The organism is Ensifer sp. 2TAB8, assembly GCF_052115125.1.
Classification (GTDB): domain Bacteria; phylum Pseudomonadota; class Alphaproteobacteria; order Rhizobiales; family Rhizobiaceae; genus Ensifer.
In genome coordinates this window covers 1-14,694 of the sequence record NZ_JBFRGB010000001.1, presented here as the reverse complement: position 1 = coordinate 14,694, position 14,694 = coordinate 1, and the positions used below count along the sequence as shown (strand labels likewise).

Below are 14,694 nucleotides of genomic sequence, written 5' to 3'. Positions count from 1 at the left end.
ATCCCGTTCCAGGCAAGGGGAGACGGCATGCAGGAACAGGTGCAGCAGTGCTGGGAGATCGAGACGGCGCCAATCCGTCCGGCGACACAGGCCGACGCCAAAACGGCGCTCTCCGTGCTGAAAGACATGGCCAAGGGGCACGAGAGGATCGCAAGCCTGCTTGCCTCGGAGAGCCCGTTCAAGACTTTCGTCGTGTCGGCCTTTGCACTTTCGCCCTTCCTGCGCGACACCGGCGACAGCCGGCCGGTCATTCTCGAAGAGCTCCTGTCCACTGATTTATCGACCTTTCTGACCGAGCGGGTGCGTCGCGCCCGGCATGCCTGGAAGCCGAACGAGGGCGGAGCGGCCCTGCCGGACACGGAGATCATGGCTCGGCTGCGAAGGGCCAAACGTGAGCTGGCCTTCGCCGTGGCGCTCGCCGATCTCTCCCGGCATTTCGACGGCCGCGAAACCACGCGCTGGCTCAGCGAATTTGCCGGTGCTGCCGTGTCGGCGACAATCGATCACCTGCTGCTCAGCGCACACGAAGGCGGCAAGCTGATCGTCAAGGATGTCGCCAGTCCCAGCATAGGTTCCGGCGTCGTCGTTCTCGGCATGGGCAAGCTCGGTGCCGTCGAGCTCAATTACTCCTCCGACATCGACCTCGTTGTCTTCTACGATCCGCAATCCGGCATCATCGTCGATCGCGACGATGCCTCGGAAACCTTCGGTCGCCTGCTGCGCCGCCTGATCCGCATCCTGCAGGAGCGCAGCGGCGACGGCTATGTCTTCCGCACCGACCTGCGCCTGCGGCCGGATCCGGGCTCGACGCCGCTGGCGATCCCGGTCGAAGCGGCGATGCTCTACTACGAGGGCAGGGGGCAGAACTGGGAACGGGCCGCCTTCATCAAGGCGCGGCCGGTGGCCGGCGATATCGAGGCCGGCGAACGCTTCCTGCGCGAACTGGTCCCCTTCGTCTTCCGCAAATATCTCGACTATGCGGCGATCGCCGACATTCATTCGATCAAGCGCCAGATCCACGCCCACAAGGGGCATGGCGAGATCGCGGTCAAGGGTCACAACATCAAGCTTGGTCGCGGCGGCATCCGAGAGATCGAGTTCTTCGTGCAGACGCAGCAGTTGATCGCCGGTGGCCGCATGCCCGATCTGCGCCAGCGCGCGACGGAGCCGATGCTGCGGGCCCTCGTCAAGGCCGGCTGGATCGATGAGGAGACGGCCGATGAACTTGTGGAGGCCTACTGGTTCCTGCGTGATGTCGAGCACCGGATCCAGATGGTGCGCGACGAGCAGACCCACGTTCTGCCCGAGACCGAAGCGGAGCTGAAGCGCATCGCCTATATGCTCGGCTTCGAGGATACGGCAGCCTTTTCCAAGGCGCTTTCGCGCGTGCTGAAGACGGTTGAGCGCCGCTATGCCCAGCTTTTCGAGCAGGAGGCCAAGCTCTCGACCGAGACCGGAAACCTCGTCTTCACCGGCCAGCGCGACGATCCCGATACGCTGGAAACGCTGAGGAAGCTCGGCTTCCAGCGCCCCTCGGACATCTCCCATACCATCCGCACCTGGCACTATGGCCGTTACCGTGCGACGCAATCGGTGGAGGCGCGCGAGCGGCTGACCGAGCTGACACCGGAACTCCTGCGCGTCTTCGGCGAAAGCCGCCGGGCCGATGATGCACTGCTGCGCTTCGACAATTTCATTTCCGGTCTGCCTGCCGGCATCCAGCTCTTTTCGCTGCTCGGCAACAATCCGGGCCTGCTGTCACTGATCGTCAACGTCATGTCGTCGGCCCCAAGACTTGCCGAAATCATCGCCGCGCGCCCGCATGTCTTCGACGGCATGCTTGACCCCGGCCTGCTCGCCGAACTGCCGACGCGGGATTACCTCGCGCCGCGCATCGCCAATTTCGTCGGTGGCGCCCGGCACTATGAGGAGGCGCTCGACCGCCTGCGCATCATTGCTGCCGAACAGCGCTTCCTGATCGGCATCCGGCTCTTGACCGGCGCCATCTCCGGCGCCCAGGCGGGCCGTGCCTTCACTGACCTCGCCGACCTGATCATCGCGGCCGCCATGAAAGCGGTTCAGGACGAAGTCCGCTCGGCGCACGGCGATTTCCCCGGCGGCCGTATCGCCGTCGTCGGCATGGGCAAGCTTGGCAGCCACGAACTGACCGCCGGTTCGGACGTCGACCTGATCCTGCTCTATGACTACGACGAGACGGCAACCGAGTCCGACGGCGCCAAGCCGCTCGACCCGACGCGCTATTTCACCAGGGTGACGCAGCGCCTGATTGCGGCACTCTCCGCGCCGACGGCCGAGGGCATTCTTTACGAGGTCGACATGCGGCTTCGTCCCTCCGGCAACAAGGGGCCGGTCGCTACAAGGATCAACGCTTTCGCCAAGTATCAGCGCGAAGAGGCCTGGACCTGGGAGCACCTGGCGCTGACCCGGGCGCGCTGCATCTGTGGCGACGACAAGCTGATGGCCGAGGCCAACGCGATCTTTGCAGAAATTCTCGGCCGCAAGCGAGACGTTGCCAAGGTCAGCGCCGACGTGATCTCCATGCGCGAGATGATCGACAGCGAGAAGCCACCGAGCGACATCTGGGATTTCAAGCTGATCCCCGGCGGTCTCGTCGACATCGAGTTCATCAGCCAGTACCTGGCGCTGGTCGCCCCGGCGAAGGGCGTGCAGCCGCTGACTGCCGGCACCAATACCGGCGATGCGCTGAAGCTTCTGGGCGACGCCCTCATGAACCCCAACGATCTCGATGTCGCCCTGGAGGCCCTGCATCTCTTTACCGAGTTGTCGCAGATCGTGCGCCTGTGCATCGAGGGAGAGTTCGAGCCGAAGGAAGCGCCGGCCGGGCTGATCGATCTCGTCTGCCGGGCAGGGGACTATCCGGACCTGAAGACGCTTGAGGGAGATATCCGCCGGCTGTCGAAGGCCGTCCGGCGTGTCTTCCAATCGGTGGTTTCTGGCTAAATGCCGCACAGGGGCGCTTGAGCGGGGTGCGAGCGGAAAACCGCACGCGCGCCTCCGCTTCACGTTTGGTCCGGGATTCTGACCGAGATGATGGTGCCGACATTTTCCGTCGAGTGAATTTTCATGCTGCCACCGTGCAGGCGGGTGAGCGAGCGCGAGATCGCGAGCCCAAGCCCGGATCCGCCCTTGCTCTTGGCGTACTGGCTCTGCACCTGCTCGAAGGGTTGGCCGATCTTCTGAAGCGCGTCGCGCGGTATGCCGATGCCGGAATCGGCGATCGTCAACGTCACGGCACCCGTTACCTTGCGCGCCCGAAGCGAAATGCGTCCACCCTCATTGGTGAACTTCACCGCATTCGAAAGCAGATTGAGCAACACCTGTTTCATGGCGCGACGATCCGCAACCATGGTGAGGCCCGAGGAGATCTGTTGCACGACGTGGATGCTCTTCTGCTCCGCCGGAATGGTGGTGAAGCGCAAGGTCTCTTCGATCAGCGGCGCCAGATCGATCCTCTCGCGGCTGATGCGCATGTGCCCGGCCTCGATCTTCGACATGTCGAGGATGTCGTTGATGACGTTCAAGAGGTGCTTGCCGCTCTCGTGGATGTCGCGCGAATACTCGTTGTACTTCTCCGAGCCGAGTGGCCCGAACATCTGGTTCTGCAGGATTTCCGAGAAGCCGAGGATGGCGTTGAGCGGCGTGCGCAGCTCATGCGACATGTTCGCGAGGAATTCCGACTTGGCGCGGTTAGCCGCCTCGGCGCGGTCCTTTTCCGCCTGATAATTGGAATTGGCGACCGAAAGCTCGGTTTTCTGCCGCTCGAGCGTCATGCGCGATGCCGAGAGGTCGCCGATCGTCGCCATCAGCCGCCGCTCGGATTCGCGCAGGCGCACCTGGTGCCGCTTCAGCAGCGTGATGTCGGTGCCGACCGACACGAGGCCGCCGTCGCGCGTGCGCCGTTCGTTGATCTGTAGCCAGCGCTCGTCGGCAAGCTGGACTTCGCTCGTCTGCGACTGGTTGCTGCGGTCGGGATCGGCGATGCGTCGTTCGACCACCGGCCGGGCCGCGGCCGTGTGCACGGCGATACGCTCCGTCCCCGGAACGAGCACGTGATCGGGCAGCTTGTAAGCTTCCTGAAAGTGGGTGTTGCACATGACCAGGCGGTCATGCTTGTCCCAGAGGACAAAGGCCTCGGAGGTACATTCGATCGCGTCGGCAAGCCGTTGGTCAGCCTCTGCATAGCGCTGGGCAAGCCGGTGCTGCTCGGTGACATCCATGGCGATGCCGATCAGATGCGCCCGCCCGGAAACGGTACGGATGATTTCCGCGCGGGCGCGTAGCCACACATAGTGGCCGTCCGCATGTCGCATGCGGAATACCTGGTCGATCTGGCGCGCATCGCCGCGCGCGATGGTACGTGCCACGCCATAGATGCCGCGATCATCGGGATGCATGAGCCGCGCAGCATCGCCGAAGGAGAGCACGCTGCTCTCGCCGGGCATGCCGAGCATCTCGTACATCGACCGCGACCAGAACAGCCGACGGTTGGCAAGGTCGAAGTCCCACAGGCCGCAGCGGCCGCGCGACAGCGCCGTCTCGACACGCAGGTTGGATTCGGCAAAAACCGAATCCGCGTCGCGGGCCCGCTTGGCCTGGATGTAGTAGGCATAGAGCACCATCAGCAGGATGGCCGAAATGCCGGCAAAGAGCGTCACGTTGAGTGACACCTCGTCACGCCATGTCGTTTCGAGCTGGGTGATCGGCGTCGCGACCAGTACAACTCCGGCCGCCTCAGGCAGCTGCGCGAGTGCCACGATATGATCGACGCCGACAATCGGCGTCTTCATGACGCTGGAATGCTCGCCGAAATACTGAAGCGTCGCGATATCCGGCGCGACTGCCGCGAGTGTCCGGCCGATGAGTGGTCCGCCCTCCTGGGTGCTGGCAAAGATCCGGCCGTCCTTGCGCACCGCAAGGATGAACGTGCCGGGATCGAGCATGCCGGTTGGCAGATACTGGCTGAAGCGTTGCTCCGCGTCCGTCCGTCGGCCCTCGTCGAAAAGCGCTGCACCGTCCGTCTGGAAGGCCGCAACCGCGATGGCGGCCGCGAGCCCGACCGTCTGGCGCGAACTTTCCTCCATACGGGCGTGCTCGCCCATGATGCTGGACATGCGCGAGACCGCGACGATGATCAGGAAGGCGATGATGAGGATCGGAATGGAACGCTTGAGAATAGGCTCCGCGCTCGCCAGACGCCGTGAGGTCGGTCCGGCAAAGATCTTCGCCTGCGCGATAAACTCCTGCTCCAGGCGGCCAGCAAGCCCCGGAAGCTTGAGTCGCAACCGCCCGTCGGCTGCGCTCGCCTGTCGCGCGTCCGCCATCTTTCCCAATTCTCTAAACCCTCTGATGATTCGGCGCGCCGCTCGCCCGAATCTGACTCAATGAATCACAGGGCGATTCGCCTTGTCCAGAGGCGCCGGTAAAGATTTGTTAACCATTTCTTATCGTTGGGAAATAATAGGCCGGGTCGCAGGGGCAACCTGTCCCTACTGCATCGTTCCTTGATCCGGCACCGACCAAGGCAAAATTATACAGAAGATTCAAAGCACTACAGCGCCGCGCGTCTGAAAGACGCGCGGCGCTGTAGATGGCATCAATGAGTTCCAGGCTTCAGGCCTTGAGCATCCGTTCGACGATGTCGCCGACATCGGCCGAGAGCTTCGGTGCTCCAGCAATTTCCTTCAAGGCCTTGCGAGCATGCCCCGCGCGCTTGTCCTCAAGCGAGCGCCAGGAGCGCATTGAGGTCAGGATACGGGCTGCAAGCTGTGGGTTGCGCGGGTCGATGTCGAGGATCTGGTGCGCGAGGAAGCGGTAGCCCTCTCCGTCGGCACGGTTGAAGCCGGTCGGGTTGGCGAAGGCATAGGTGCCCACCAGCGAGCGCACGCGGTTCGGATTGTTGCCGTTGAAGAGCGGTTCGGCCATCAGTGCCTTGACCCGATCGAGCGTGGCTGCGCCGGGGATGGTCGCCTGGACGGCGAACCACTTGTCGATGACCAGCGCGTTGTCGGCAAAACGCTTGCGGAAGATTGCAAGCGCTTCCGCAGTCTCGGCGGCGTTCGGGAAGCGGTGGGCGAGCAGCGCTAGCGCATGACTGAGATCGGTCATGTTGTTGGCAGCGGCAAAGGCCTTGGCGGCGCGCTCCGGACCTTGATCGCCCTGGACGAGGTAGGTGAGGGCGCTGTTGCGCAGCGCCCGCCGGCCAGCACTCGCGGCATCCGGGCTGAACGCCCCCGTGGAGACGAGGTCGTCGGCCAGGTTGAGGAAGGTGTCGCGTCCGGCCGCAGCAACGGCCGTCAGGATCTGCTGACGGGCGGCGTGGATCGCGTCTGGATCATTGTTCGTGCCGATCTCGCGGGCGATGTCGGATTCGCTCGGCAGTGCCAGGGCTTGCGAGCGGAAAGCGGGCTCGAGCGCTTCGTCCGAGGCAGCGCGGATCAGGCCAACAATAAGCGCCTTGTCGCAAACGACCGGCTTTCCGGCGCGGACATTCGCCGTGGCCTCGACCAGATTGGCCAGTGCAATTGCGTTGAGCGCCTGCCAGCGGGCGAAGAGGTCGCTTTCGTGATGCGCGATCAGCGCGAGATCGTCGGCGCTCTGCTCGATATGCAGATTGATCGGCGCGGAGAAGCCGCGGTTGAAAGACGGCACCGGGCGCGACGGGATGCCGGAGAAGACAACCGTCTGCTTGCGCTCCGTGAGATGCAGGACGTCGCCGGTCATGTCGGCGCCGGCGACCGCGGAAAGGTCGGCTTCGTTGCCCCCATCGAGCAACAGGCCCATGCGCAGCGGAATGTGCATCGCTTCCTTGGCGCCCTGTCCGGGTGTAGCCGGAACGGTCTGCTCGAGCGAAAGCGTAAAGGTCTGCTTGGCGGCGTCATAGGCGCCCGAAGCGGTGACCAGCGGTGTTCCGGCCTGGTGGTACCAGAGCGCGAACTGACCGAGGTTGCGACCGCTTGCCTCTTCGAAACAGGCGACGAAATCTTCGATCGTCACCGCCTGGCCGTCATGCCGGTCGAAATAGAGATCCATGCCCTTCTTGAACAGATCGCGGCCGAGGATCGTCGCGATCATGCGGGTGACTTCCGATCCCTTTTCGTAGACGGTCGTCGTATAGAAGTTATTGATTTCGCGGTATTTCGTCGGCCGGACCGGATGGGCGAGGGGGCCGGCGTCCTCAGGAAACTGCTCCGATTTCAGGTGCCGCACCTCCGCGATTCTCTTGACCGCGCGCGAGCGCATGTCGGCGGAGAATTCGTGGTCGCGATAGACCGTCAGGCCTTCTTTCAAGCAGAGCTGGAACCAGTCGCGGCAGGTGATGCGGTTGCCGGTCCAGTTGTGGAAGTATTCGTGCGCGATGATCGCCTCGATATTGGCGTAGTCCGCATCGGTCGCCGTTTCCGGATCGGCAAGCACGTACTTGTCGTTGAAGATGTTGAGACCCTTGTTCTCCATCGCCCCCATGTTGAAATCGGAGACGGCGACGATCATGAAGATGTCGAGATCGTATTCACGGCCGAAGGCGTCTTCGTCCCACTTCATCGAGCGCTTGAGCGCGTCCATGGCGTAGGCAGCGCGTGGCTCCTTGCCGTGCTCGACATAGATCTTCAGCGCGACTTCGCGGCCGGACATGGTCGTGAAGGTGTCCTCGATGACACCGAGATCGCCGGCGACGAGGGCGAAGAGGTAGCTCGGCTTGGGATGCGGATCGAACCAGGCCGCGAAGTGACGGCCGTCGCCCATGTCGGCGCCGCCGAGATAGTTGCCGTTCGACAGCAGCAGCGGAGCGGACGCCTTGTCGGCAATGATGTTGACCGTGTAGACGGCAAGCACATCCGGACGGTCGGGGAAATAGGTGATGCGGCGGAAGCCTTCGGCCTCGCACTGGGTGCTGTAGATGCCGTTGGTGCGGTAAAGCCCCATCAGTTGCGTGTTCGTATCGGGCGAAAGCAGCGTGGTGATGGTGATTTCGAAGGGTGCGGTTTCCGGCAGGCCGCGGATCGTCAGCGTATCGTCGGTTGCGTCGTAGAGGGAGGTCGCGAGCTCTTCCTGGTCCAACAGCAGGCCGGTCATCTTCAGTTCGTCACCGTCGAGCAGCAGCGGCGCCGACGCGTCGACGCCTTCGCGACGATGGAAGATCAGTCGGGCTTCGACCTTGGTTTCCTTCGGATCGAGCTCGAAGGTCAGATCCACTCTCTCCAGAACGAAGTCGGTCGGCCGATAGTCTTCCAGATGAATGATCTGGCCAGTATTTGTCCGCATGGTCAGTCCCGCTTGCGCCGTTCTACTGGAGAATTTGTAGTGGGCGCCTGTGATGGTGAAAAGGCCAAGGGGCGAAAAGTCGGATAATGCCACACGATTGTGATGCCGGCGACCGCACTTTCGACAGAAAAGACATGGCGTCCGATCTTCTTCCCGCTCCCTTATCGGATTGACGTGTACCGAAGTGGGACTAACAAGACATGAATTGGAAAGGTTTTTTTCGCGCAAGCTAAAGAAAAGCCGACGTCATTTTGCCGAACGTCAATCGATCAAGAAAAAACGTCATTCATCACGAAGTTTGATCCGACTTTCTTGCCGGGCGTCGCTAAGGTGACGAAGTTCTGTGGCGGTTTCTCCGCTTAAAAAATCTCCAAACCAGCCCTCGTGTCTGCTGATCGCCGGCGGAGGCTGTTCGAAAAGTGCCCTCAATGGATGCGGAAGTCGAAAGCCCGATGAAGGGGATCCTGCTCAAGGTCCTTTCCGTCGTCATTTTCGTTTGCATGTCGACGCTGATCAAAGCGGCCGGAAACGAGATCGCCACCGGTCAGATCACCTTCTACCGGTCGGCCTTCGCCATGGTGCCGATCCTCGGCTATCTCGCCTTCCGCGGACAGCTGCGCGATGCCTTTAAGACCGAGGATTTTACCGGCCACATCGCACGCGGCTTCGTCGGCATTCTGGCGATGAGCTTCGGCTTCTATGGCCTCGTGCATCTGCCACTGCCTGAAGCCATCGCCATCGGCTACGCCATGCCGCTGATCGCCGTCGTTTTCGCAGCACTTTTCCTTGGCGAGACGGTGCGGCTCTATCGCTGGTCGGCCGTGTTTATCGGGTTGGTAGGCGTGATGATCATCACCTGGCCGCGGCTGACCCTGTTCCGCGACGGCGGGTTCGGTTCTCTGGAGGCGCTGGGCGCCGCAGCGGTGCTGATTTCGGCTGCCCTTGGAGCGGTTGCCATGGTGCTGGTGCGAAAGCTCGTCAAGAACGAGCGCACCCATACGATCGTGCTCTACTTCTCGCTGTCGGCCTCGGTCTTTTCGCTGGCGACGTTGCCCTTCGGCTGGCCGTCGATCTCGCGCGATGCCTTTCTGCTGCTGATGGTCGCCGGCTTTTGCGGCGGTGTCGCGCAGATCCTTTTGACCGAGAGCTATCGCCACGCCGACATGTCGACGATCGCGCCGTTCGAATATACGTCGATCGTACTCGGCCTGATCATCGGCTATTTCCTGTTCGACGATATCCCGACGGCGGCCATGCTCGTTGGCACTGCCATCGTCGTCGGCGCCGGCATCTTCATCATCTTCCGGGAACATCGGCTTGGCCTCGAACGCCGGGGCGCCCGCAAGCATATGACGCCGCAGGGCTAGGGAATTCCCCCTGAAGTAGGCGCGAGTTCGCCTTGCGTCGTCGCCCTATGGGCGCGGCTTCTCCCAGGCCGGAACGGTGTCGTCGTCGATCAGCGGCTCGTGTGCCATCTGCTGGGCGACGGGGCTCGTCACGTCGGGGCCAGGTGTTGGCATCACGCTCGTTGCCTGGAAGTCGGTCTTGGTGACCAGACCCTTGTGTTGCTCGCGCTGGAGAATGCGCAAGGCAGCATAGCCGCCATAGAGGGCGAAGTAGACGGCGAGAACGAGAAACAGCGAAGCCGGACCGAAACGATCCATAACCGGGCCGACCATCAGCGGGCCCGAGATCGTGCCGAGCCCATAGGTGATCATCAGGCCGGAAGACGTCTCGACATATTCGTTCGGCCTGGCGAGGTCGTTCGCATGCGCGACGTTCAGCGCGTAGATCGGGAACAGCACCGAACCGATGAAGGCGGCGACGATGTAGAGCACCGCCGGCTGGCTGCCGATCGATGCCGACATCACCAGGCAAGAGACGACACCGACGACACCGCAGCCGACCATGACGATGCGCCGGTCGATCTTGTCGGAGAGGCGGCCGATCGGGATCTGCGAAATCGCGCTGCCGGTCAAAAGCGAGGCGAGCAGCGTCGCACCCTCGGCGGTGGAAAGGCCGATCTGCTGGGTGAATACGCCGCCGAGATTGAGCCAGGCGCCGGAGAGCGCGCCGGCCAGGAAGCCGCCAACGACTGCAACCGGCGAGCGGCGGAAGAGCGCCGGGATATCGAACTTCGCCTGCGCCGGGGGAGCCGGCATGGGCGAGGAGGAAAGTGCCGTCGGCAGCAGCGCCAGGGAGAACAGCACGCTGCACAGCATGAACAGCGACGTATTGGTGGGGTCCCCGAGCGGCACCATGTATTGCCCGCCGATGGTGCCGACCATGGTCGTGATCAGGTAGAGCGAAAAGAGGAGGCCGCGGTTTTCGTTGGTGACGCGCTCGTTGAGCCAGCTCTCTATGACCAGATAGCTGCCCGAGATGGCGAAGCCGGCGATGGCGCGAAAGGCGATCCAGGCGCGCCAGTCGACGACGAGGCCGCAGAGCAGGATCGCGATCGACAGAAGCGTGATCAGCGCCGTGAACACGCGCACGTGACCGACCCGMAGCACGAATTTGGGTGTGACGACACAGGAAAGCGTGAAGCCGACCGTATAGCCGGTGGCGATCACCGAGACCGTCAGCGTTGACCAGCTTTCGGCGACGGAGCGTACCGGGATGACATAGCTCTGCAGGCCGAAGGCGACCATCATGAGCAGGGTCGATACCATCAGGCTGAAGACGGAAGCGAGGCTGGCCAGCATCGGCGCTCCTGAAAACGTAACGCTCCCGCATCGAGGCCGATGGCGGGCAAGCGCAGCTGGAGCGAGCTCGTTCTGGCGGATGCCGGATGAGCCTGACACTCCAAGGTCATAGGGAGTGTGGCTCTATCCAGTTTTTTGGGCCCTGTCGATTGCGACAGGCGATGGCAAAAAGGCGGTAAGCCTCTTTGCCGGCAGCGATCAGTTCGGCAGGAGCGGGCTCACGACCACGCGATGGGCGCGGCGAGCATCCTTCTTGGTGCTGAGAGCCGTGTATTCGCGCGAGGCACGAACGGCTGTGCCGATGTCGGAGATCGAATCGAACAGAACCTTGAGGCTTGCAATGGGCTTGGTCATGGTTTCGTTCCTTTCATCGTCGTCACCGATTGTGGCGACACGGGCACGCGACACGCAGTGACGCATGTCGCGTGGGGATCAGCGCTGAATGAAGTCAGCGAAAATCTGCGCCGGACGGGTTGTCCGGGCGAGGCCGATCGCGGTCATCTGCTCGTTGGCTGCCGTGCCGAAGCGGTTGAACGGCGTCCGCTGAGCAGCACCGGCGTACCGGAGCGTCTCAAAGCTGCTGTGGATCGGACGAAAGCGGGCAGTCATGGTTCAATTCCTTAATTCCATTCCTCCCGTGTACATATATTGCACTGCAGCATCGTGTTTTGCAATGCGTCATATTGCGCCGCTGATATGCGCAAACCGCATGGCTTTCTTCATTCTTTGTTCATAAAGCGGGCATGCGGACGAACGCCGCGTTTGCGCATAGCGCTTCGGTGCGGATCAGCCGTGGATCCGGGCCTTGAAGGCAAGCAGGTCCTGCCAGGCGAAGCGCTTGTTGACCGGCGCCGTCACCAAGTCCTGCGGATGTAGGGTGGCAAGGGTCGGCACGTTGATGCCGCCGATCATAAGCTCCCGCCATTCGCCGCGAAGTTGGTGGATCGTATCGCTGCCGCCGAGGAAGAAGCGGGCGGTGAAATTGCCGAGCAGAAGCAAATGCTTGGGCTCGGCAAGCGCGATCTGCCTCTCGATGAAGGGGCGGCAGATGTCGGCCTCGCGCGCCGTCGGCACGCGGTTGCCTGGCGGGCGCCAGGGCACGACATTGCTGAGCAGCACGTTTTCTCGCGCGAGACCGATGCCGGAGAGCATGCGGGTCAGCATCTCGCCGAGGCGTCCGGCAAAAGGCTGGCCGTCGCGATCGTCGTCGGCATAGGGCATGGGGCCGACGATCATGATGCCGCTTGCCGGGTCGCCTTCGGCAAAGACGAGATTGCGGGCGCTGTTCCTGAGATTGCAGCCGGCAAAGCCTTCCATCGCAACCCTGAGCTCGGCCAGCGATCGGGCCGATTCGGCGGCAAAGCGCGCCTCCTCGATTGCCTGCGCATCGGGAATGGCGACGGCGGGAGCATTCGCGGCCGGAGCGGGCGCACGGGATGGAGCGGGGGCAGCGGCCGTCGCTGCTTGGCGCGCTGACGGTTGCGCCGCGGGCGTCTCTGCACGGCTGCTGACTGCCGCTGCGCGCGCGTTACCGCGCGCCGCCTTCATCGCCTCGAATTCGGCGAAGCGGTCGACCGGCTCCTCCTCCAGCAGCCATTCTACGCCCGCATCCGCATGGAAGGCGAGGAGAGCGGCAAGCTGTGCTGGAGAGAGATCGTGGGCGGAAATCATGGGCGCCAACCTAACCCATAAGCCGCCGGACCGGAACCGATTTTCCGGCCCTCGGCCTGTCTATCCAAGATCTTGGGGGACGCCAGCCTCAGGCGGCGTTCGCCGTCCAGTGCGCAATGTCATCGTGCTCGCCGATCAGCGCCAGTCCGTGGGCGATCGACAGCAGTTCGCCGCCGCTTTCGATGCGGTCGGCTTCGAAGCGCCGCTCGAAGATGCCGCGGACGGCCGGAACGAATGACGTACCCCCGGTCAGAAACACCTTGTCGACCGCTTCTGGTGCCGTCGCTGTCGACTGCAGCACGTCATCGAGCGCACCTTCAATGCGGGCCAGTTCCGGCGCGATCCAGCCTTCGAAGTCGCTACGGCGAACCGTGCGGCGCGACATTTCGCCGAGCGGCGCAAAGTAGAACTCGGTTTCGTCCTCCTGCGACAGTCGCATCTTCGTCGCCGAGATCGCGTTGTAGAGCGGATAACCCTCGTCATGTTCGATCAGATCGACGAAGGCTTCGAGCTTCTCGGGCTCCAGGCTCTGGCGCACGAGTTTTTTCAGATCGGTGAAATCTTTCAATGTTTTGAAGATCGAAAGCTGATTCCAGCGGCCGAAGTTTGCGTAGTAGTTGGACGGCACTTCAAGCAGCTTGTCGAAGCTCTTGAAGAGACTCCCCTTTCCGATCAGCGGCGAGACGACATTGTCGATGATGCGGAAGTCGAAATGGTCGCCGGCGATGCCGACACCCGAATGCCCGATCGGGCGCGCGGTCAGGCGGCCCACCTTGGTCTCGAAGCGGATCAGCGAATAGTCGGTGGTGCCGCCGCCAAAGTCGGCAACGAGGACAGTGGCGTCCTGCTTCAGATTTTGTGCGAAGTAAAATGCGGCCGCCACGGGTTCATAGACATAGTGCACCTCGGGGAAGCCGAATTCGGAGAGCGCTGCGCCGTAACGTTCGAGAGCGAGCGCCGGATCGGGGCTGGAGCCGGCAAAGTGCACCGGCCGACCGACGACGATCCGGCTATACTCACCCGCCCAGCCGTCGCCGGCATAGTCGCGCAACTTTGTCAGGAATACCCGCATTAGGTCCTCGAAGCTGTGGCGCTTGGCAAAGACCTGCGTGCCCTGGAAGAGGGGGCTTGCGGCAAAGGTCTTGATCGACTGCAGAAAACGGCAGTCGCCCGGATTGTCGATGAAGGCGCGGATTGCCGCCTGGCCGGCTTCGACCTTCAGCGCCTGGGCGCCGAGGTTGGCGTCCTTCATGAAGGAGAGCGCCGTGCGCATGGCGTCTGTCGTGCCCGCAAGGCTGTCGAACTGCACTGAATGAGTGGTGTCGCCGGCGGCAACCGCCAAAACGGAATTGGTGGTGCCGAAGTCAAAGCCCAGTGCCTTGGCCATATGATGGTCTCCTTGCGTCTGGCGTCGCTCCGCCGCCCGGGGCAAGCCGGCGGCGCGCGACGCAACGTGAAATTTTGTGGGACCGTCTCCGCATGTCAGGCGGCCGGCCCCGAAGCCGACAAAAGACACGTCGTCCGCGCGCCAGAGGGGCGTCTTGCCGAGTGCCTTTTGCGAATGGGATATGCCGGCGCGGATCGCCGGAAGGATCTGGCGGCCTCGTCGCACGGCTCTTCGGCAAAAGCAAGGCCGGATGGCTCATACCTTCGGCACGCGACAATTTGATGTATTTACGTTTACGTACACGTCATATAGAAATTCGCTCTAAAGTCATGACCTCATGCGCAAAAGCGGGCATCGTCTGTCGCATCCCGGCTCGACAAGCCAAACGGCATTTGCCATGACGGAATGATATGCCCTGGGAACTGAACCGGCAGAAGACCGGTGAGACTGGAGAGACGGTATGACCGAGCAAGACCTGCCCGAACGCGAGAGCATGGAGTTCGACGTTGTGATCGTGGGTGCGGGACCGGCGGGTCTTGCGGCGGCGATCCGGCTGAAGCAGGTCAATCCGGAGCTTTCGGTTGTCGTGCTCGAAAAGGGCGCCGAGGTCGGTGCGCATATTCTGTCGGG

At 62.7% G+C, this 14,694-nt stretch carries 10 protein-coding genes; 3 read left to right on the top strand and 7 right to left on the bottom strand.

Features of this window, described 5'->3' with window-relative positions:
- The first annotated feature begins 27 nt into the window (after positions 1-27).
- On the top strand, positions 28-2,982 hold the full coding sequence (locus tag AB4Z53_RS00050) for a bifunctional [glutamine synthetase] adenylyltransferase/[glutamine synthetase]-adenylyl-L-tyrosine phosphorylase (protein ID WP_441594137.1): 2,955 nt from the start codon (positions 28-30) through the stop codon (positions 2,980-2,982).
- A gap of 59 nt (positions 2,983-3,041) precedes the next feature.
- On the opposite strand, the gene AB4Z53_RS00045 is transcribed toward AB4Z53_RS00050, so the two are convergent.
- Both AB4Z53_RS00045 and pepN read right to left on the bottom strand, forming a co-directional pair.
- The gene (locus tag AB4Z53_RS00045; RefSeq protein WP_441594136.1) at positions 3,042-5,372 is read right to left on the bottom strand and encodes a PAS domain-containing sensor histidine kinase; all 2,331 of its coding nucleotides are present in this window, start codon (positions 5,370-5,372) and stop codon (positions 3,042-3,044) included.
- A gap of 280 nt (positions 5,373-5,652) precedes the next feature.
- Positions 5,653-8,301, bottom strand: a complete 2,649-nt coding sequence (gene pepN, locus AB4Z53_RS00040; protein WP_441594135.1) for an aminopeptidase N — start codon at positions 8,299-8,301, stop codon at positions 5,653-5,655.
- A 428-nt stretch (positions 8,302-8,729) separates the two neighbouring features.
- Here pepN and AB4Z53_RS00035 point away from each other — a divergent pair, with 428 nt between their 5' ends.
- A complete protein-coding gene (locus AB4Z53_RS00035; protein ID WP_113537829.1) occupies positions 8,730-9,668 on the top strand; it encodes a DMT family transporter in 939 nt (312 codons plus the stop codon).
- Between the two features lie 45 nt (positions 9,669-9,713).
- On the opposite strand, the gene AB4Z53_RS00030 is transcribed toward AB4Z53_RS00035, so the two are convergent.
- From AB4Z53_RS00030 to AB4Z53_RS00010, 5 genes are all read right to left on the bottom strand, one after another.
- Complete coding sequence (locus tag AB4Z53_RS00030) at positions 9,714-11,006, bottom strand: MFS transporter (protein ID WP_291155209.1); 1,293 nt, start codon at positions 11,004-11,006, stop codon at positions 9,714-9,716.
- Positions 11,007-11,204: 198 nt separating this feature from the next.
- The gene (locus AB4Z53_RS00025; RefSeq protein WP_113538070.1) at positions 11,205-11,360 is read right to left on the bottom strand and encodes a hypothetical protein; all 156 of its coding nucleotides are present in this window, start codon (positions 11,358-11,360) and stop codon (positions 11,205-11,207) included.
- Positions 11,361-11,438: 78 nt separating this feature from the next.
- Complete coding sequence (locus AB4Z53_RS00020) at positions 11,439-11,615, bottom strand: hypothetical protein (RefSeq protein ID WP_113537827.1); 177 nt, start codon at positions 11,613-11,615, stop codon at positions 11,439-11,441.
- A gap of 177 nt (positions 11,616-11,792) precedes the next feature.
- Positions 11,793-12,677, bottom strand: a complete 885-nt coding sequence (locus AB4Z53_RS00015; RefSeq protein ID WP_441594134.1) for a uracil-DNA glycosylase — start codon at positions 12,675-12,677, stop codon at positions 11,793-11,795.
- Positions 12,678-12,765: 88 nt separating this feature from the next.
- Complete coding sequence (locus AB4Z53_RS00010) at positions 12,766-14,064, bottom strand: Hsp70 family protein (protein WP_441594133.1); 1,299 nt, start codon at positions 14,062-14,064, stop codon at positions 12,766-12,768.
- A gap of 460 nt (positions 14,065-14,524) precedes the next feature.
- On the opposite strand from AB4Z53_RS00010, the gene AB4Z53_RS00005 reads away from it, so the two are divergent.
- Positions 14,525-14,694: FAD-dependent oxidoreductase (locus tag AB4Z53_RS00005; protein ID WP_441595194.1), on the top strand; the 170-nt coding region annotated here is incomplete at its 3' end.

What these genes read in the sequence shown, in the direction of transcription:
- AB4Z53_RS00015 (WP_441594134.1), bottom strand. Translation starts at nt 12,677, where the DNA reads ATGATTTCCGCCCACGATCTCTCTCCAGCACAGCTTGCCGCTCTCCTC.
- AB4Z53_RS00010 (WP_441594133.1), bottom strand. Translation starts at nt 14,064, where the DNA reads ATGGCCAAGGCACTGGGCTTTGACTTCGGCACCACCAATTCCGTTTTG.
- pepN (WP_441594135.1), bottom strand. Translation starts at nt 8,301, where the DNA reads ATGCGGACAAATACTGGCCAGATCATTCATCTGGAAGACTATCGGCCG.
- AB4Z53_RS00020 (WP_113537827.1), bottom strand. Translation starts at nt 11,615, where the DNA reads ATGACTGCCCGCTTTCGTCCGATCCACAGCAGCTTTGAGACGCTCCGG.
- AB4Z53_RS00050 (WP_441594137.1), top strand. Translation starts at nt 28, where the DNA reads ATGCAGGAACAGGTGCAGCAGTGCTGGGAGATCGAGACGGCGCCAATC.
- AB4Z53_RS00035 (WP_113537829.1), top strand. Translation starts at nt 8,730, where the DNA reads ATGGATGCGGAAGTCGAAAGCCCGATGAAGGGGATCCTGCTCAAGGTC.
- AB4Z53_RS00025 (WP_113538070.1), bottom strand. Translation starts at nt 11,360, where the DNA reads ATGACCAAGCCCATTGCAAGCCTCAAGGTTCTGTTCGATTCGATCTCC.